This is a genomic window from Aureimonas sp. Leaf324, from assembly GCF_001423245.1.
Taxonomy (GTDB): Bacteria; Pseudomonadota; Alphaproteobacteria; order Rhizobiales; family Rhizobiaceae; genus Aureimonas.
Window position 1 is genome coordinate 82,083 of record NZ_LMOH01000005.1, and the last position, 17,304, is coordinate 99,386.

Genomic DNA, 17,304 nt, shown 5'->3' on the forward strand with positions numbered 1-17,304 from the left:
GACTGGCTTGAACGTCGAACTCGACTTCGGCGCCATCCTGGCGCGTTGGCCGGAGCTTGCCTGGGGTACGCTCGGCACCCTGTGGCTGGCGCTCTGCGGCATGATCCTCGCGATGATCATCGGGGTCGCGGGCGTCGCCGTCCGGCGATCCGACTCGCGGATCGGAGCCGCGCTGGTGATCGCCTTCGTGGAACTGGTGCGCAACACGCCGTTCCTGGTGCAGATCTTCTTCATCTTCTTCGCGCTGCCGCTCGCCGGCGTGCGCCTCGACCCGACGACGACGGCGATCCTCGCGCTCGGCCTCAACGGCGGCGCCTACGCGATCGAGATCATCCGCGGCGGCGTCGAGAGCATTCCCAAGGGCCAGAGCGAGGCGGGCTTCGCGCTCGGCCTGACGCGCGCCGACATCTTCCGGCTCATCATCCTGAAGCCGGCCCTTCGCGCGATCTTCCCCTCGCTCGCCAGCCAGTTCGTGCTCCTGACCCTGATGACCTCGATCGCGACCTCGATCTCGGCTTTCGAGCTGACCAGCGTCGCCCAGCGCATCGACGGCGACACGTTCCGGTCCTTCGAGGTCTACTTCACGATCACGGGCATCTACCTCGTCCTGTCCTGGCTGCTGATGACCGCGCTGGCGGCCATCGCGCGCCTGTCCTTCAACTATCCGACGAAGTGAGGCCGGGGCATGGGAACGAGCAATGTCGGCCTTCCGGAACTCTACTTCCTCATGCGCGGCCTCGGCTGGACGCTGATCCTCACCGGCTTCGGCTTCGTCGGCGGCATCCTTTTCGGCCTCGTCGTGGCGCTCGCCCGCGTCTCCCGGCGCCGCCTCCTCCGCTGGCCGGCCAAGGCCTGGATCGTGGTGTTCCAGGGCACCCCGCTCCTGATGCAGCTCTTCGTCGTGTTCTTCGGCCTGCCGCTTTTCGGCCTCGACGTCGACCCCTGGCTTGCGGTCGCCGTGGCGCTGACGGCGCATGCCTCGGCGTTTCTCGGCGAGATCTGGCGCGGCGCGATCGAGGCCGTGCCGCTCGGCCAGAGCGAGGCGGCCCATGCGCTCGGCCTGAAATATCCGAGCCTGATGCGCGACATCATCATGCCGCAGGCCTTCCGCCTGTCGCTGCCCGCCACGATCGGCTTTCTGGTGCAGCTTCTCAAGGGCACGTCGCTCGCCGCGATCGTCGGCTTCATCGAACTGTCGCGCGCCGGGCAGATCGTCTCCAACCAGACCTTCCAGCCGCTTCTGGTCTTCGGGATCGTCGGCATCTTCTACTTCCTGCTGTGCTGGCCCCTGTCGCTCTGGGGCAGCCGCATGGAACGCCGGCTCGCGCAGGCCGCACGCTGACACAAGACCAACAAAGGAGGAGGAACCCGATGAACCGTCCGATCACCCGCACGCTCGGCCTTGCCGTCGCCGCCATCGCCCTGATCGGGGCCGCCCTGCCCGCCGGCGCCATGACGCTCGACGAGGCGAAGGCGGCCGGCAAGGTGCGCATCGGCATCCAGGCCGACAACTGCCCCTGGGGCTGCCTCTCGACGACGGGCGAGGCGCAGGGCTTCGACGCCGCGGTCGGCCGCGCCTTTGCCAAAAGCCTGGGGCTCGAAGCCGAGTTCGTGCCGCTCGCCGTCGCCAACCGCATCCCGGCGCTCACCGCCAACCGGGTGGACATGCTGATCGCCTCGGTCGGCATCACCGCCGAGCGCGCCAAATCCGTGCAGTTCAGCCCCCCTTATGCCGCCAACACGCTCTACGTGACCGCCGCCAAGACGGCCGACCTGCCCGATGCGGCGGCGCTTTCGGGCGTCAGCGTCGGCGTGCCGCGCTCGGCGCCGATGGACACGATCCTCACCAAGGAGGCGCCGTCGGCCGACATCCGCCGCTTCGACGACGACGCGGCCAACATCCAGGCCCTCCTGTCGGGCCAGGTCCAGGCCGTCGGGTCCAACCAGTTCTATATCCAGCGTCTGGAGAAGGCCTCGGCCGGCACCTACGAGAACAAGTTCAAGATCGGCCAGCTCTATCAGGGCGTCGCCACGCGTCTCGGCGAAAGCGACTGGAACACGGCGCTCAACGGCTTCCTGAAGAGCTACATCGGCAGCGAGGGCTACAATGCCTCCCATGCCGAGTGGCTTCAGGTGCCCACCACCGACCTGCCGGCGACGATCGACGGCGTCAGCTTCACCGTCAGCCAGTAACGCAACCCTCGCGCGGGCGCCCGGACGGGCTCCCGCAGGGCCCGGGAGCCAACGATGACCGCCACCAGCGCCGACATCCTGATCCGCATGGACAACGTGGAGAAGTACTACGGCTCCTTCCACGCCCTGAAGAACGTGAACCTGACGGTGCAACGCGGCGAGAAGATCGTCCTCTGCGGGCCCTCGGGCTCCGGCAAGTCGACGCTGATCCGCTGCATCAACCACCTGGAGCCGATCAAGTCGGGCCGGATCGTGGTGGACGGCACCGAGCTCAGCGACGGGCAGAAGTCGATCGACATCGTGCGCCGCGAGGTCGGCATGGTGTTCCAGCAGTTCAACCTCTTCCCGCACATGACGGTTCTGGAGAACTGCATGCTGGCACCGATGCGCGTGCGCGGCGTGAAGCGCGAGGAAGCGGAGGCCACCGCCCGCCGCTTCCTCGAGCGGGTCCGCATCGGCAACCAGGCGGACAAGTATCCCGCCCAGCTGTCCGGCGGCCAGCAGCAGCGCGTGGCCATCGCCCGCGCGCTCTGCATGGAGCCGATCGCCATGCTCTTCGACGAGCCGACCTCGGCGCTCGATCCGGAGATGGTCAAGGAAGTCCTCGACACGATGGTGGGCCTCGCGCGCGACGGCATGACCATGATCTGCGTCACACACGAGATGGGTTTCGCCCGGCAGGTCGCCGATCGCGTGATCTTCATGGCGGACGGCGAGATCATCGAAGAGAACACACCGGAGGCCTTCTTCCAGGCCCCGCGCCACGAGCGCGCCCGCGCCTTCCTCGGCGAGATTCTCCACCACTAGGCACAGCCACGACGCGCCAGCGACGGGCGCGCCCGTCCCCGTTCAAGGGCCATCCCGATGAAGACCTCGATCGCCACCGTCTCCCTGTCCGGCGACCTGTCGGAAAAGCTCGCCGCCATCTCGCAGGCGGGCTTCGGCGCGGTCGAGATCTTCGAGAACGACTTCCTCGCCTTCGACCAGGGACCGCGCGACGTCGGGCAGATGGTGCGCGACGCCGGCCTCGAGATCTCGCTGTTCCAGCCCTTCCGGGACTTCGAGGGCCTGCCCGAGCCCCAACGCGGACGGGCCTTCGAGCGGGCGCGGCGCAAGTTCGAGACGATGAACGAGCTCGGCGCCGACCTCATCCTGATCTGCTCCAACGTCTCGCCGCTGGCGCAGGGCGGCATCGACCGGGCGGCCGAGGACCTTCGTGCGCTCGGCGACATCGCGAGCGAACACGGCGTGCGCATCGGCTACGAGGCGCTGGCCTGGGGCCGCTTCGTCAACGACCATCGCGATGCGTGGGAAATCGTGCGCCGGGCGGACCACAACGAGGTCGGCCTGATCCTCGACAGCTTCCACACCCTGTCGCGTGGCATCGATCCGGCCTCGATCCGCTCGATCCCGCGCGACAAGATCTTCATCGTCCAGATGGCCGACGCGCCGAAGCTCGATCTCGACCTCCTCTCGTGGAGCCGGCACTACCGCAACATGCCCGGCCAGGGGGAACTGCCCGTCGCCGACTTCATGGCCGCCGTCGAGGCGACGGGCTACGACGGCTACTACTCGCTCGAGATCTTCAACGACCAGTTCCGCGCCGGCTCGGCGCGCCAGACGGCTGTCGATGGTCGCCGCTCGCTGATCTACATGATGGACCGGCTGAAGGCCGAAGGGCGCGCGGTCAAGGGACCGTCCGAACCGAACCCGCTGCCGCCGCCCGCGCGCACCCGCGGCGTGTCCTTCATCGAGTTCGCGACCGACAACGCCTCGGCCGTCGCGCTGTCGCAGCTCCTGACGTCGATCGGCTTCCGCCATGCCGGCCGGCATCGCTCCAAGGACGTCGAGCTCTTCGTGCAAGGGGATCTGCGCGTTGCCGTCAACACCGATACCGAAGGCTTCGCTCACTCCTCCTACATCGTCCACGGCACCAACGTCGCCGCGCTCGGCCTTCGGATGGAGGATGCGGATGCCGCGCTGAGGCGCGCCGAAGGGTTGATCGCGACGACCTTCCGCCAGCCCGTCGGGCCGGGAGAGTTGGAACTGCCGGCGCTCCGGGGTCTCGGCGGCAGCCTCCTCTACCTCGTTCCGCAGGACGACGCCCTCGGCCGGCAATGGGAGGTGGACTTCGACCTCGGGCCCGGCTGGCACGACCATCCGGGCGCGGGGCTCGAGACGGTCGACCACATCGCCCAGACCGCGCGCTACGAGGACATCCTGTCCTGGACCCTCTTCTACCGGTCGATCTTCGACCTCCGCCCCCTGCCCCCGCTGGAGGTGCCGGACCCTGGCGGGCTCGTCCTCAGCCAGGTGCTGGAGAACGAGGACGCGAGCCTTCGGATCGTCCTCAACGGTTCGCAGTCGAACCGCACGCAGTCGTCGCGCTTCGTGTCGCAGTTCGTCGGGCCGGGCGTCCAGCACGTCGCCTTCCGGACCGCGGACATCTTCCGCACCGTCGGGGCGCTGCGGGCGAACCGCGTCTCCCTCCTGCCCATCCCGCGGAACTATCACGACGATCTCGACGCCAAGTTCGATCTGGAGCCGCAGGTTCTCGACGCCATGCGCGAGAACGGCATTCTCTACGACCGCGACGAGGCGGGCGAGTATTTCCAGGTCTATCTCGGCGCGCTGGAAGGCGGCTTCTTCATCGAGATCGTCGAGCGCCGCGGCTATCGCGGGCTCGGGGCGGCGAACGCTCCGATCCGGCTGGCGACGCAGGCCCGGTTGAAGCCGGCGGGCCTGCCGGCGATCTGACGCGCGGCCCTGGTCGAGCGCGGCGGGTTCAGTCCGCGAAGCGCGCGCCGCGCAGGAGGTCGGCGGCCCCGGTCAGGGCGCGGCCGGTGGCCTCGGCCATCTGCGGCAGCACCAGCCATTCCAAGGTCCAGGCGGCGCCCGAGCGCTCGTTCTCGTGGACCATGGACTGGGACAGCGTGCCGAGAAGCCCCGCATTGAACCGGGCGAGCGCGACGAGCACCTCGGCGCCGACCGGGTTCTGCTTGTGCGCCATGGCCGACGAGCCCCCGCCCCCGGACAGCTTCACCGCCCCGACCTCGTTCTGCGCGAGAAGCGCCAGATCCTGGCCGATCTTGCCGAGCGTGCCCGTCACGAGCGCCAGCCCTTGGGCGACGTCGAGGATCGGCGTGCGGTCGGAGTGCCAGGGGGCGGCGTCGCGGAGATCGAGGTGCCGCGCGATGTCCGCGCGCAGGCGCTCATACGAGGCGCCGAAGCTCGCGCCGTTGCCGACGGGGCCGCCAAGCTGGATCGGAAGGGCGTGGGCGAGGTCGCGCAGGCGCTCGCGGTGCGCTTGCAGCGGGCGCGCCCAGGTCGCCAGCTTGTCGGCGGCGGTGAAGGGGAGCGCGGCCTGCATCCGCGTCTGCGCCATCAGGGTCCGCCCGCCCTCCTCCGCGTCGAGCCGCGCGATCTCGGCGAGCACCGCGTCCAATCGGGTCGCGAGAACCGCGAGGACGGTGCGGAGGCGCAGCATCAGGCCGGTATCGATGATGTCCTGGCTGGTCGCCCCGACGTGGACATGGGGGCCAGCCTCGCCGGCCGCTTCCCGCAGCTGTCGCACGAGCTCGGGGACGACGACGCCGTCGCGCGCGAGGCCCTGCCGCAGCGCCGGCTCGTCCGGCTCGAAGTCTGCCACCGCCGCCTCGATGCGCGCCGCGTCGGCCGGCTCGATCGCGCCGAGCGCACCCTGCGCCCGCGCGAGCGCCGCCTCCACCCGCAGGAGGGCCGCGATCTCGGCGTCCGGCAAGAACAAGGCGGCGATCTCGGGGTCGCCGGTCAGGGCATCGAGGAGGGGCGCCAAGCGGTCAGACCCGTTCCAGTGCCACGGCGATGCCCTGACCGACGCCGATGCACATGGTGGCGAGCGCCCGCCGGCCGCCGGTGAGCTGCAGCTCCAGCGCCGCGGTGCCGGCAATGCGCGCGCCCGACATGCCGAGCGGATGGCCGAGCGCGATCGCCCCGCCGTTCGGATTCACCCGCGCGTCGTCGTCGGCGATCCCGAGATCGCGCAGCGTCGCGAGTCCCTGGGAGGCAAAGGCCTCGTTCAGTTCGATCACGTCGAAATCGGTCTGGGAGAGGCCGAGCCGCGCCATCAGCTTCTTCGAGGCTGGTGCGGGACCGAAGCCCATGATGCGAGGCGCCACGCCCGCCGTCGCACCACCGAGAATACGGGCGATGGGGGTGAGGCCATGGCGCTTCGCCGCCGCCTCCGATGCCACGATCAGCGCCGCCGCCCCGTCGTTGACGCCCGACGCGTTGCCCGCCGTCACCGTGCCGCCCTTGCGGAACGGGGTCGGGAGCTTCGCCAGCGCTTCGATCGTCGTCGCGCGCGGATGCTCGTCGGTGTCCACCACCGTCGGATCGCCCTTTCGCTGGGGGATCGTGACGGGGACGATCTCGCGGGCCAGACGCCCGTTGCCTTGCGCCGCGGCCGCCTTGTTCTGCGAGCGGACCGCAAAGGCGTCCTGGTCCTCGCGCGACACGTGAAAGTCCTCGGCAACGTTCTCGCCGGTCTCGGGCATGGAATCGACGCCGTATTGCTGCTTCATCAACGGATTGACGAAGCGCCAGCCGATCGTGGTGTCGTGGATTTCCGCGTGGCGCGAGAAGGCCGTTTCCGCCTTCGGCATGACGAAGGGCGCGCGGGACATGGATTCCACGCCGCCCGCGATCATCAGCTCCGCCTCGCCCGCCTTGATGGCGCGCGCGGCCGTGATCACCGCGTCCATGCCGGAGCCGCAAAGACGGTTCATCGTCGTGCCGGGCACGGTCTCCGGCAAGCCCGCGAGCAGCAGCGACATGCGCGCGACGTTGCGGTTGTCCTCGCCCGCCTGATTGGCGCAGCCGAAGATCACCTCGTCGATGGCGGCAAAGTCGACGGACGGATAGCGCTCCATCAGCGCTCTGAGGGGCACGGCGCCGAGATCGTCGGCCCGCACGGACGACAACGCCCCGCCGAAGCGGCCGATCGGGGTGCGGACATAGGCGCAGATGAAGGCGTCGCTCATGCTCAAAGCTCCGGGACGGAAAGATCGGCGACGGTGTCCGGCACCACGAGCTCGGCGCCCGTCATCGCCTGGAGTTCGTCGACCGAGAGCGACGGCAACTTCTCGCGCAGCACGAAGCGCCCGCCCTCGATGTCGATGACGGCAAGGCTCGTGTAGACGCGGGTGACGCACCCGACGCCCGTCAGCGGCAGCGAGCAGCGCTTCACGAGCTTCGGCTTGCCGTCCTTGGTCACGTGCTCGGTGATGACCGCGACGCGTTTGGCACCATGCACGAGGTCCATCGCCCCACCGACGGCCGGCACGCCCTTCGGCCCCGTCGACCAGTTGGCAAGGTCCCCCGTCTCGGCCACCTCGTAGGCGCCGAGGATCGCGACGTCCAAGTGCCCGCCGCGTACCATGGCGAAGGAGTCCGCATGGTGGAAGAAGGCGGTGCCAGGCTTAAGGGTCACGGCCTTCTTGCCGGCGTTGATGAGATCCCAGTCCTCCTTGCCGGCCTTCGGCGCCTCGCCGAAGCCGAGGATGCCGTTTTCGGTGTGGAAGATCGCCTCGCGGCCGGGCGGCTGGAACTTCGCCACCATCTCCGGGAAGCCGATGCCGAGATTCACGTAGGCCCCGTCGGCGATGTCCTGCGCGGCGCGCCAGGCGATCTGGGTGGAGGAAAGCTTGGCGCTCATGCGGCCCGCTCCGGGTAGACCGCGTTCGAGCGGTTGAGGTCTTCTTCCTGCGCGGGGTCGGCAACCTCGACCACGCCCTGCACGAAGATGCCGGGCGTCACGACGCTCTCGGGATCGATCGTGCCGGGTTCGACGATCTCGCTGACCTGCGCGATCGTCATCGCGGCGGCCATCGCCATCAGCGGATTGAAGTTGCGCGCCGCCTTGTTGAACACGAGGTTGCCGAGACGGTCGCCGCGATGCGCCTTGATGAGGGCGACATCCGCCTTCAGCCACAGCTCGCGCACGTAAGGGCGGCCGTCGAACGCCTCGACGGGCTTTCCCAAAGCCAGATCCGTGCCGTAGCTCGTCGGCGTGTAGAAGGCCGGAATGCCCGCTCCCCCGGCCCGGATGCGCTCGGCGAGCGTGCCCTGCGGCACGAGCTCCAGCTCGATCTGGCCGGCGAGATACCGCTCGGTAAAGACGCGGGGGTCGGCCGAGCGCGGGAAGGAGCAGATGAGCTTGGCGACCATGCCTTGCTCGATGAGCGCCGCCAGCCCGACATGGCCGTTGCCGGCATTGTTGTTGACCACCGTCAGGTTCTTCGGCGAGCCCGTGGCGAGGAACCGGTCGATCAGCGCATGGATCAGCTCGATCGGCGCGCCGGAGCCACCGAAACCGCCGATCATCACCACCGCGCCGTCCGCGATGCCGGACACGGCCTCGGCCAGATTGGGAAGGGTCTTGTCCATCGTGCGTCACATATCCAGAAAGACGGTTTCGGCCTCGCCCTGGAGGCGGATGTCGAAGGTGAAGACGGGAAGCCCGTCGCGGCTCGTGCGGGGCGCGACCAGCGTCGCGCGCCGCGCGGGCTCGGGAATGCGGTTGAGGAGGGGGTCGGCCGCGTTGGCTTGCTGCTCGTCTCCGAAGTAGAGCCGCGTGTGCAGGCCGAGGTTGATGCCGCGCGCGACGATCCAGACCGTGACGTGCGGCGCCTGGAGCCGACCGTCCGGCCAGGGCACCCGCCCCGGGCGGATCGTCTCGAAGCGGAACGTGCCGTCCGCCTCCGACACGGGCTGACGGCCCCAGCCGGCAAAGGCGGGATCCGCGGCGCCGCGCGTCTCGGCCGGCGCGTTGTGGAGCCCGTCGGCGTCCGCCTGCCAGATCTCGATCAGCGCATCGCGCACGGGATTGCCCGCTCCGTCGAGGACGCGGCCTTCCAGGATCACCCGCTCGCCCTTCGTCTCGGGGCCGGCGAGCACGAGCCCGAGGTCGTCCCGCCAGACACCCGTGATCTCCACCCAGTTCGGATTGGTGCCGATATGGACATAGGGCCCGGCGGTCTGCGACGGGCTCTCTTTCAGGTAGTCGAGCCGCTGGACCATCAGTTGCCCTCCATGCGGTTCTCGAACATCGTCGAGCGGCGTCCGCGCAGCACGATGTCGAACTTGTAGGCGAGGCTGTCCATCGGGATCGTGGCGTGGCGGTCGAGAGCCGCGACGAGTTGTTCGATGGCAGCCGCGTCCGGAATGGTCCGCACGATCGGGCACTGCCAGATCATCGGGTCGCCCTCGAAATACATCTGGGTGATGAGGCGCTGCGCGAAGGCGTGGCCGAAGACCGAGAAGTGGATGTGGGCGGGACGCCAGTCGTTGACGCCGTTCGGCCAGGGGTAGGCGCCCGGCTTCACCGTTCGGAACGAGTAGCGGCCCTCCTCGTCGGTGATCGCCCGGCCGCATCCGCCGAAGTTCGGGTCGAGCGCGGCGAGATAGCTCTCCTTCTTGTGGCGGTAGCGCCCGCCGGCATTGGCCTGCCAGACCTCGAGGAGGGCGCCGCGCACGGGGCGCCCGGCCTCGTCCAGCACCCGGCCATAGACCACGATCCGCTGGCCGATCGCCTCGGCGCCGTCCTTGGCGAAGTTGCGGATCAGGTCGTTGTCGAGCGGGCCGAGGATGTCGTGGCCGAACACCGGCCCGGTCTCCTCCGAGTGGCTGGTCGGCAGCGACAGGAGCGCCTGCCGGGGCGAGCGCAGGATCGAGGTCTTGTAGGACGGCGTCAGGGCCGGCGGGTGCCAGTCGCGGTCGCGCTGGAAATAGGAACCGCTCATCGAACCGTGTCCTCCCGCTCGGCCAGGATCGTCTTGGCGATCTTGATGGCGTGGTTGGCCGCCGGCACGCCGGCGTAGACCGCGACGTGCATCAGTGCCTCGGTGATGTCCTCGCCGGACGCGCCGGTGTTGGCGGTGGCGCGCACGTGGAGGCCGAATTCCTCGTCCTGGCCGAGCGCGGCCAGAAGCGCGATGGTGACGATCGAGCGTTCGCGCCGCGTGAAATGCGGGCGCGACCAGACCGAACCCCAGGCCCCTTCGGTGATGAAGCGCTGGAACGGCGCGTCGAAGGGCGTGATCGCTTGCGTGGCGCGCTCGACATGGGCGCCGCCGAGCACCTCGCGGCGCACCGCCATCCCGGCGTCGAACCGGCTCGCGGCTTCGCCGCTTTGCGTGACATGCCCCGCGATCAGCGCGGCGACCTCCGCCGGCCTCTCGAGGCACGGCAGGTGACCCGCGCCCACAACGAGCGCGAAGCGCGCACCGGGAATGAGGTCGGCCGTCGCCTTCACGAGATCGGGCGGGGTCGCCTTGTCGGCATCGCCGGCGAGCGCGAGGACGGGCGCCCCGATGCGCGCCGCATCGCCGCGATAGTCCGCGTCGCGCACGGCCGCGCAGGCACCCGCATAGCCCTCGCATGGCGTGCCCTCCAGCATGGCGCGCCAAGCGGCGAAGCGGGCGGGATGCGCGGCGGCGAACCCGTCGGAGAACCAGCGGGCGGCGACGGCCTCGCTAATGGCTGCGACGCCGGCGTCCGTCACCGTGGCGATGCGCTCGTTCCACGCCGGCGCGTCGCCGATCCGGGCGGCCGTGTCCATCAGGACGAGGCTTTCGACACGCTCCGGCGCATGGATCGCGACGTGCTGGGCGATGAGGCCGCCGATCGACAGGCCGACGACGGAAACTCTCGCCCAGCCAAGCGCATCCAGAAGCGCCGTCAGGTCGTCGGCGAGAATCGGGATGGAGTACGGCGCGGGCGTCGCCTCGCTGAGACCGTGGCCGCGCTTGTCGACCAGAAGGATCTCGAAGCGGTCGTGCAGATGTTCGACGACCTCGGCCCAGATCCGCAGGTCCGAGCCCAGCGAATTGAGGAAGACGAGGCGCGGCACGCCCGTCCGTCCTTCGACGCGGTAATGCATCTCGATGCCGTTCGCGGTTACGAATGCCATGCGCCCGTCCTCCCGTCCTCGGGTTTAGGCCACTTGAACCGTCATGTGAAATGAGGATTGGTGCCTCGATGATAACTGCGAGGTTATGCCGATGCTGTCGTCCGCCCTGCGTCTGCGCCATCTTCGAACCTTCGTCGCCGTGGCGCGGCAGGGCAGCGTCGGGCGTGCGGCGGACGAGCTGGCGATCACGCAGCCGGCTGTCTCGAAGGCGATCAAGGAACTGGAGGCGATCCTCGGCGCCCCGTTGCTCGCGCGAGAGCGGGGCAAGCCCCTGCTCTCACCCTATGGCGAGATATTCCTGCGCCATGCCGAAACCAGTCTCTCGGCCCTGCGCCGGGGGCTGGAGGAGGTCGGCGACGCGACCTCGCCGAGCGCACTGCCCGTTCGCATCGGGGCGCTTCCCACCGTCTCCGCCCGGCTCCTGCCGGCGGCGATCCGCCGCTATCTCGCCCACGATCTCGGCGCCAGACCGCGCATCGTCACCGGCCCGACGGCCTATCTCACGGCGCAGCTGCGCGAGGGTGCGCTCGACATCGTCATCGGGCGCATGGGCGAGCCGGAGACGATGACGGGCCTCGTCTTCGAACATCTCTATTCGGAACTGATCGTCTTCGCCGTGCGTGCCGGGCATCCGCTCGCCGGACGCACGCTGCGGCCCGAGACGGTGCTGCCCTTCGATGTGCTCCTGCCGCCGCCGGGCTCGGTGATCCGCCCGACCGTCGACCGGCTCTTTGCCGCCGCGAACCTTCCGGCGCCGCCCCGCGTGGTCGAGACCGTGTCGCTCGCCTTCTCGCGCGCCTATATCCTCGCAACCGACGCGATCTGGCTGATTTCCGAGGGCGTCGTCCTCGAAGACCTCCAGCGCGGCGTCCTCGATCGGCTCAGCGTGGACACGTCGCGCACGCAAGGCCCCGTCGGCATCACGATGCGCGCCGGCGACACGCCCTCCCCCGCCGCCGCGATCCTCCTCCAGGAACTCCGCAACGTCGCGGCCGAGATCCGTCGCGGCTGACCGGCCGGGTGGCCTGCGATTATCGGATGTGCTCGAGCGCCTCGCTCGCCGCGGCAGCGGGTCGTTTGACGCCATCGACCACACGGCCGTGGCCGCTGATCTCGCGGCCGGCGTCGGCGGCAAAGCGCAGGTTCCAGATCGTCGCCAGAAGCGAGACCGCGACCACCACCGCGAAGGCGAGCGAGAAGTCGGAGAGCTCCGGCGCGGCGTGCCCCTGCACGCTCATCGAGCCGTGCAACGAGAGGGCCGCCACGCAGATGCCGAGCGACAGCATCAGCTGCTGGAACGTCGTGTAGAAGCTCGTCGCCGAACTCATCTGCGCCGGCGAGATCCGGTCGTAGGCCACCGTATTGTAGGCGGTGAACTGGAACGACATCGAGAACCCGCAGCAGGCGAGGACGCCGAAGATGACGGGCAGCGGCCAGTCCGGGCGGAAGAAGGCGCAGAGGCCGTAGAGGAGCGCAGCGAGGATGCCGTTGACGACCAGCGCCTGCCGAAAGCCGAAGCGACGCAGCAGCCGGGGCGCCAGCGCCTTCATCATCAGGGAGCCGATCGCGGTGGCGATCGTGACGAGGCCGCTCGTCGCCGCCGAAAGCCCGAAGCCGAGCTGCATCATCAGCGGCAGGAGGAAGGGCTGCGCGCCTTGCGTGATCCGGGTCAGCGATCCCGCGATCACCGAGGTGCCGAAGGACGGCACGCGCATCAGCGCGGGATCGAGGATCGGCGCGGCATGACGCCGGGCATGACCGAGGTACACCGCGCCCGTCACGAGGCCGACCGCGACGAGCGTGAGCGCCAGCATCCCCTCGCCCTCGCGGCTCGCGGTCTCGAAGCCAAAGAGGAGCGAGCCGAGCGAGACGCCCGAAAGGACCATGCCGACGCCGTCGAACGGCCCGGCGCGCTCGCCCTTGGTCTCGTCGATGAAGAGGCTGACGAGCACCATCCCGAGGAGACCGACCGGCACGTTGATGTAGAAGATCCAGCGCCAGTCCGCATAGGTGACGATGAAGCCGCCGACCGGCGGGCCGAGGATCGGACCGATGAGGGCGGGCACGAGCAGCCACGACATGGCCGAGACGAGATCGCGCCGCTCCACCGAGCGCAGGAGCACGAGCCGCCCGACCGGCATCATCATCGCGCCTCCGAGCCCCTGAAGAAGACGTGCGGCGACGAGGAAGCCGAGCGAGGGCGCCAGCGCGCAGAGGATAGAGCCGACGACGAAGACGCCGATGGCGGCCCGGAACACGGTGCGCGAGCCCCAGCGATCGGCCACCGCCCCGCTGACAGGAATGAAGACGGCGAGGCTGATCAGGTATGACGTCAGTGCGATGCTCATCGACGGCGCGCCGACGCCGAAATCGCGCGCCATCGTCGGCAGGGCGGTCGCGAGGATCGTGGCGTCGAGCTGCTCCATGAACATGGCGCTGGCGACGATGAGGGCGATGGTGCGGAAGTTGCGCCGGACGGGCGCGGCAACGGCGAAGTCGATGCTGGACGATGGAACGGACATGGAAATCGAAACGAACGCTTCACGGGCGGCGACAAGCCGGGCCGCCGGACGGCGTGACACCTTCGATGGGAATCGCAAGGGCGACATACGGTTCCAGGCGGGGTTTGGCCAGCCCACCGCCGTTCACAATGTTGGCCGCGATGATGCACCGTGCGCGGCGGCGGGACGGGACCGGGCAGGCTGTCGGGCGAGCCGGCCCGGAGCCGATCGGGAGCCTCGCCCTGCAGGCGCGGGACCGCGCGGCGCCGCTCGCGGAGGGATGGCCACGACGCGGCGGGATTCGCTGGTCCCGGAGCGGGGTCAGGCACGACAACGGGCACCGGCCGGATCGTGCCCCGTCGGCCTGACGGTCGTCTCGCCATCGGCCCCGGCACGTCGGCTCCAGCCCTTCGCCCCCGATGACCGCGCCGTCCCGACCGGCACGCATCCGGCCTCCTTTTCGATGTCCCTCGCCTATATGGTCGTGGGCATCGATCGCCGGGCGCGGGCGCCGAGACGGCGGCATCGATGCGCCGGGGGCCTCAGCGGCGGGGAACCGGCCATGACGTTCGCACCGCGCCGAGGACCAGTCCGATCGAGACCCTGATTGCCGAGTACGGCCTGCCTGCCATCTTTCTCGGAGCCGGCCTCGAGGGCGAGACCGTCGCGATCCTCGCCGGCGTCATCGCGCATGCGGGAACGCTCGGCTTCTGGCCCGTCGTCCTGGCCGTGGCGCTCGGCTCCTTCGTCGCCGACCAGATCTGGTTCGCCTGCGGGCGTTACTTCCGTGGCTCCCGCCTCGTGCGGCACATCAGCGCCCGCCCGTTCTTCGCCAAGGCGCTGACGGCGTTCGAGCGACGGCCGGTCCTCTTCACGTTCGGCTTCCGGTTCGTCTACGGCTTCCGGACGGTGAGCCCGATCGCGATCGGCACGACGCAGCTTTCCACCGCGCGGTTCGTCCTGATCAACGCCGCGGCCGCCGCGACCTAAGCCCTCGTCTTCGTCTCGGCCGGCTACTGGTTCGGCAACGCCATCGAGAGTGTCTTCGGCACGCTCCGCTCGAACCATCGCCTTCTCGTCGGCGCGGCGGGCGCGCTCCTTCTCGTCGGCGCGCTCGCCTTCTGGACCCGCCGCAAGTGGTTGCCGGACGGGTTGTGAACCCTTCGCTCGTGCCCCCGAGGTCCGGCCCGACCTGCGGGCACGACGAGACGCATGAGACGGGAAAACTGTCCGCGCGGTCCTCGACCGGCGCCGCATCCGAGGCCCCTGCGGCTGCGGCACGGCGTCGGCGAGACCGGCGACATGCGAAGGTCCGCGGTCCGAGGGACGGGACGATGCCCGGGCAGACCTCAGTCGCCGAGGGCTGCGGCGACGGCGGCCTCGGCGTGAAGCGTCGTCGTGTCGAAGACCGGCACGGGACTGTCGTCGGGACCGATCAGCAGCATGATCTCGGTGCATCCGAGGATGATCGCCTCGGCGCCGCGCGCCACGAGATCGCCGATCACGGCCCGATAGACCTCGCGTGACGGCGGCAGCACCCGCCCCGCCACGAGCTCCTCGTAGATGATGCGATGGACGGCGGCGCGGTCGCCGTCGTCGGGCACGAGAACGTCGAGCCCGTGCCGGTCCGCCAGCCGTCCCTTGTAGAACTCGTGCTCCATCGTGAAGGCGGTGCCGAGCAGACCCACCCGCGACAGGCCGGCGGCCCGGATGCTGCGGCCGGTCGGGTCGGCGATTTGGAGAAGCGGGATCCCGACGGCGGCTTCGACCGCTGGCGCCAGGCGGTGCATCGTATTGGTGCAGATCAGAAGGAGGTCAGCTCCTGCCGCCTCGAGCCTCTGCGCCGCCTCGACCATTCGCTGGCCGAGCCCCGGCCAGTCGCCCGCATGCTGCAGGCGTTCGATCTCGGAGAAGTCGAACGACCAGAGGAGGCAGCGGGCCGACGCCGTCGGCCCCACGCGATCCCGGACGCCCTGGTTCAGGATCCGGTAGTATTCGGCCGAGCTTTCCCAGCTCATGCCGCCGATGAGACCGATCATGCGCATCCGGGCATCCTTCACTGGCCCGACTGCCTGGCGACCGCCGCGATCCTCGGGATCCGTCGTCTGACACAGGCACGGTCGGCACGTCCAGGATCGGCCGACCGCCGGTCGCCGGCACGTCCGGACGGTTCGCGACGATGCCTCGGGCTCGGTCGGGCGCAGGTTCGCACTGAGCGACCTGCCCCGACCCCGTCCTTGGGCACCCCGGCTCGAACGAGCGGCGCCGTGAACGAGCTCGAGCGCCGGATCGCAAGGCCGCACGATGGTCTCGGCAGATCCCTGGTTTTCGACCTGTCGAACCTTCGAGCGTCATGACGGCGGCCGGCCGCGGCCGACGGGCGGACCGGCCGTGGGGCGTTCCGCGGTTGCGCTCCGCCATGGCGATGGCTAGCGGGAGAAGCCGGGCGCCAACCCTCGAACTGGGTCCGGGTCGAGGATCTGGCGCACCGTCCCGGCTTCGGGCCGCGGCATCCGCGACCTGCGGCACCGAACAGGAGGACCGTCCATGTCGAGTTCGACGAGAGCGACGCAGGCGCTGAAGGCGGCCGGGGCGAGCTTCACCACGCGCGAGTACGCCTACGACCCCAAGGCGCAGCACATCGGCCTGCAGGCGGCGGACGCGCTCGGCGTGCCGCCCGAGCGCCTGCTGAAGACGCTGATGGCGACGGTCGACGGCAAGCCGGTCTGCGTCGTGGTGCCGTCCGACCGCGAAGTCTCGATGAAGCGTCTGGCGGCCGCGATGGCGGGCAAGGCGGCGCAGATGATGCCGCCGGGCGATGCCGAGCGGATGACGGGCTACGTCGTCGGGGGCATCAGCCCGTTCGGCCAGAAGCGGCGGGTCCCGGTGGTGATCGAGGAGCAGTCGCTCCGGCACGACCGGGTGTTCGTCAACGGAGGCCGGCGGGGCCTCCAGATCGAGTTGGCTCCCGCGATGCTCGGCGATCTCCTCGGCGCGGTCGCGGCGCCCCTCGTCGCCGAGAGGAGCGGCGGATCCTGAAACGCCGCTCGGGCGCGCCGGACAGCCGGCCGAACTCGCGCCGCTCTACGGGGCGCTGGCCGAGGACGGCACCAGCTTCTCGACCGGCACGGCGGTCGGCGCGCACGGCGGCAAAGGCCATCCCTGATCCAAGGGGTCGACGCGCCGCGCCCATCCAACGCAAGACCGCCGCGCCCCCTCTCGGAAACGCGGCGGCAGAAGGGTCAGTCCGATCGTCGCTCCGGCGGGATCGCTCAGAACTCCTCCCAGCCCTCTTCGACGGCGGCAGCTTTCGGCGCCGCACCGCCGTGGCCCGCCGTGCGCATCTGCGCGACCGGACGGGACGGGGCGGGCTGAATCGGCCGCATCGGGGCCGCTGCCGCGCGCCGGGGCGCTGCGGCATGGGCGGCCGCGATGCGTGCGGGCGCGGCGGTCGGCGCTGCCGTCGCACGGTGCCCCGCCCCCGTCGCAAAGCCCGACACCAGACCCGCCAGCCCCTCCGTCTCGCCCGACAGCGCCTGCGCCGCCGCCGTCGTTTCCTCGACCATCGCAGCGTTCTGCTGCGTGACCTTGTCCATCTGGTCGGCCGCCACCGACACCTCGCGAAGCGCCACCGCCTGCTCGCGTGCCGCGTCCGCCATC

17 protein-coding genes and 1 pseudogene are annotated in these 17,304 nt (G+C 70.0%); 8 read left to right on the plus strand and 10 right to left on the minus strand.

Features of this window, described 5'->3' with window-relative positions:
- Positions 1-7 precede the first annotated feature (7 nt).
- Genes ASF65_RS05450 through ASF65_RS05470 form a run of 5 tightly spaced genes read left to right on the plus strand, consistent with a single transcriptional unit; the run spans position 8 to position 4,950 of the window.
- Entirely contained in the window at positions 8-676 is a 669-nt protein-coding gene (locus ASF65_RS05450; RefSeq protein ID WP_055886310.1) for an amino acid ABC transporter permease, read from the plus strand.
- Positions 677-685: 9 nt separating this feature from the next.
- Entirely contained in the window at positions 686-1,342 is a 657-nt protein-coding gene (locus ASF65_RS05455) for an amino acid ABC transporter permease (RefSeq protein WP_055886313.1), read from the plus strand.
- Positions 1,343-1,371: 29 nt separating this feature from the next.
- Positions 1,372-2,193, plus strand: coding sequence for a transporter substrate-binding domain-containing protein (locus ASF65_RS05460; RefSeq protein ID WP_055886315.1), 822 nt, complete (start codon positions 1,372-1,374; stop codon positions 2,191-2,193).
- 54 nt (positions 2,194-2,247) lie between these two features.
- Entirely contained in the window at positions 2,248-3,000 is a 753-nt protein-coding gene (locus tag ASF65_RS05465) for an amino acid ABC transporter ATP-binding protein (RefSeq protein WP_090964765.1), read from the plus strand.
- Between the two features lie 57 nt (positions 3,001-3,057).
- Complete coding sequence (locus tag ASF65_RS05470; protein ID WP_055886318.1) at positions 3,058-4,950, plus strand: sugar phosphate isomerase/epimerase and 4-hydroxyphenylpyruvate domain-containing protein; 1,893 nt, start codon at positions 3,058-3,060, stop codon at positions 4,948-4,950.
- Positions 4,951-4,978: 28 nt separating this feature from the next.
- Here ASF65_RS05470 and ASF65_RS05475 read toward each other — a convergent pair whose 3' ends face one another.
- Genes ASF65_RS05475 through pcaD form a run of 7 tightly spaced genes read right to left on the minus strand, consistent with a single transcriptional unit; the run spans position 4,979 to position 11,143 of the window.
- Positions 4,979-6,007 carry a 3-carboxy-cis,cis-muconate cycloisomerase gene (locus ASF65_RS05475; protein WP_055886321.1) on the minus strand — a complete coding sequence of 343 codons (1,029 nt, stop codon included), beginning with the start codon at positions 6,005-6,007 and terminating at the stop codon, positions 4,979-4,981.
- A 4-nt stretch (positions 6,008-6,011) separates the two neighbouring features.
- Complete coding sequence (gene pcaF, locus ASF65_RS05480; RefSeq protein ID WP_055886324.1) at positions 6,012-7,214, minus strand: 3-oxoadipyl-CoA thiolase; 1,203 nt, start codon at positions 7,212-7,214, stop codon at positions 6,012-6,014.
- Between the two features lie 2 nt (positions 7,215-7,216).
- On the minus strand, positions 7,217-7,888 hold the full coding sequence (locus tag ASF65_RS05485; RefSeq protein ID WP_055886327.1) for a 3-oxoacid CoA-transferase subunit B: 672 nt from the start codon (positions 7,886-7,888) through the stop codon (positions 7,217-7,219).
- Positions 7,885-8,619, minus strand: coding sequence for a 3-oxoacid CoA-transferase subunit A (locus tag ASF65_RS05490; RefSeq protein ID WP_055886331.1), 735 nt, complete (start codon positions 8,617-8,619; stop codon positions 7,885-7,887). Before ASF65_RS05490 ends, ASF65_RS05485 begins: the two co-directional genes overlap by 4 nt.
- A gap of 6 nt (positions 8,620-8,625) precedes the next feature.
- Complete coding sequence (pcaG, locus tag ASF65_RS05495) at positions 8,626-9,252, minus strand: protocatechuate 3,4-dioxygenase subunit alpha (protein WP_055886333.1); 627 nt, start codon at positions 9,250-9,252, stop codon at positions 8,626-8,628.
- Entirely contained in the window at positions 9,252-9,974 is a 723-nt protein-coding gene (gene pcaH, locus ASF65_RS05500) for a protocatechuate 3,4-dioxygenase subunit beta (protein WP_055886336.1), read from the minus strand. The genes pcaG and pcaH overlap by 1 nt, the downstream gene beginning before the upstream one ends.
- Entirely contained in the window at positions 9,971-11,143 is a 1,173-nt protein-coding gene (gene pcaD / locus ASF65_RS05505; RefSeq protein WP_055886339.1) for a 3-oxoadipate enol-lactonase, read from the minus strand. The genes pcaH and pcaD overlap by 4 nt, the downstream gene beginning before the upstream one ends.
- A gap of 91 nt (positions 11,144-11,234) precedes the next feature.
- Between pcaD and pcaQ the strand changes: the two genes are divergently transcribed.
- Entirely contained in the window at positions 11,235-12,155 is a 921-nt protein-coding gene (gene pcaQ / locus ASF65_RS05510) for a pca operon transcription factor PcaQ (RefSeq protein WP_055886366.1), read from the plus strand.
- 19 nt (positions 12,156-12,174) lie between these two features.
- Here the strand turns inward: pcaQ and ASF65_RS05515 are convergent, their stop codons facing one another.
- Positions 12,175-13,665: an MDR family MFS transporter gene (locus tag ASF65_RS05515; RefSeq protein WP_055886340.1), complete on the minus strand. Its 1,491-nt coding sequence runs from the start codon at positions 13,663-13,665 to the stop codon at positions 12,175-12,177.
- 507 nt (positions 13,666-14,172) lie between these two features.
- Between ASF65_RS05515 and ASF65_RS05520 the strand changes: the two genes are divergently transcribed.
- Positions 14,173-14,634: a DedA family protein gene (locus tag ASF65_RS05520; RefSeq protein WP_200940002.1), complete on the plus strand. Its 462-nt coding sequence runs from the start codon at positions 14,173-14,175 to the stop codon at positions 14,632-14,634.
- A 359-nt stretch (positions 14,635-14,993) separates the two neighbouring features.
- Here ASF65_RS05520 and ASF65_RS05525 read toward each other — a convergent pair whose 3' ends face one another.
- Positions 14,994-15,689: an aspartate/glutamate racemase family protein gene (locus ASF65_RS05525; protein WP_055886343.1), complete on the minus strand. Its 696-nt coding sequence runs from the start codon at positions 15,687-15,689 to the stop codon at positions 14,994-14,996.
- 502 nt (positions 15,690-16,191) lie between these two features.
- Here ASF65_RS05525 and ybaK point away from each other — a divergent pair.
- Positions 16,192-16,683: a Cys-tRNA(Pro) deacylase gene (gene ybaK / locus ASF65_RS05530; protein WP_055886346.1), complete on the plus strand. Its 492-nt coding sequence runs from the start codon at positions 16,192-16,194 to the stop codon at positions 16,681-16,683.
- Positions 16,684-16,916: 233 nt separating this feature from the next.
- On the opposite strand, the pseudogene ASF65_RS05535 reads toward ybaK, so the two are convergent.
- Positions 16,917-17,304, minus strand: a pseudogene (locus ASF65_RS05535) (methyl-accepting chemotaxis protein); the annotation flags it as partial.

Excerpts from the sequence above, each read along its gene's own strand:
- ASF65_RS05455 (WP_055886313.1), top strand. The coding sequence starts at position 686 with ATGGGAACGAGCAATGTCGGCCTTCCGGAACTCTACTTCCTCATGCGC.
- ASF65_RS05460 (WP_055886315.1), top strand. The coding sequence starts at position 1,372 with ATGAACCGTCCGATCACCCGCACGCTCGGCCTTGCCGTCGCCGCCATC.
- ASF65_RS05465 (WP_090964765.1), top strand. The coding sequence starts at position 2,248 with ATGACCGCCACCAGCGCCGACATCCTGATCCGCATGGACAACGTGGAG.
- ASF65_RS05470 (WP_055886318.1), top strand. The coding sequence starts at position 3,058 with ATGAAGACCTCGATCGCCACCGTCTCCCTGTCCGGCGACCTGTCGGAA.
- pcaF (WP_055886324.1), bottom strand. The coding sequence starts at position 7,214 with ATGAGCGACGCCTTCATCTGCGCCTATGTCCGCACCCCGATCGGCCGC.
- ASF65_RS05485 (WP_055886327.1), bottom strand. The coding sequence starts at position 7,888 with ATGAGCGCCAAGCTTTCCTCCACCCAGATCGCCTGGCGCGCCGCGCAG.
- ASF65_RS05490 (WP_055886331.1), bottom strand. The coding sequence starts at position 8,619 with ATGGACAAGACCCTTCCCAATCTGGCCGAGGCCGTGTCCGGCATCGCG.
- pcaG (WP_055886333.1), bottom strand. The coding sequence starts at position 9,252 with ATGGTCCAGCGGCTCGACTACCTGAAAGAGAGCCCGTCGCAGACCGCC.
- pcaH (WP_055886336.1), bottom strand. The coding sequence starts at position 9,974 with ATGAGCGGTTCCTATTTCCAGCGCGACCGCGACTGGCACCCGCCGGCC.
- pcaD (WP_055886339.1), bottom strand. The coding sequence starts at position 11,143 with ATGGCATTCGTAACCGCGAACGGCATCGAGATGCATTACCGCGTCGAA.
- pcaQ (WP_055886366.1), top strand. The coding sequence starts at position 11,235 with ATGCTGTCGTCCGCCCTGCGTCTGCGCCATCTTCGAACCTTCGTCGCC.
- ASF65_RS05515 (WP_055886340.1), bottom strand. The coding sequence starts at position 13,665 with ATGTCCGTTCCATCGTCCAGCATCGACTTCGCCGTTGCCGCGCCCGTC.
- ASF65_RS05520 (WP_200940002.1), top strand. The coding sequence starts at position 14,173 with ATGCGCCGGGGGCCTCAGCGGCGGGGAACCGGCCATGACGTTCGCACC.
- ASF65_RS05525 (WP_055886343.1), bottom strand. The coding sequence starts at position 15,689 with ATGCGCATGATCGGTCTCATCGGCGGCATGAGCTGGGAAAGCTCGGCC.
- ybaK (WP_055886346.1), top strand. The coding sequence starts at position 16,192 with ATGTCGAGTTCGACGAGAGCGACGCAGGCGCTGAAGGCGGCCGGGGCG.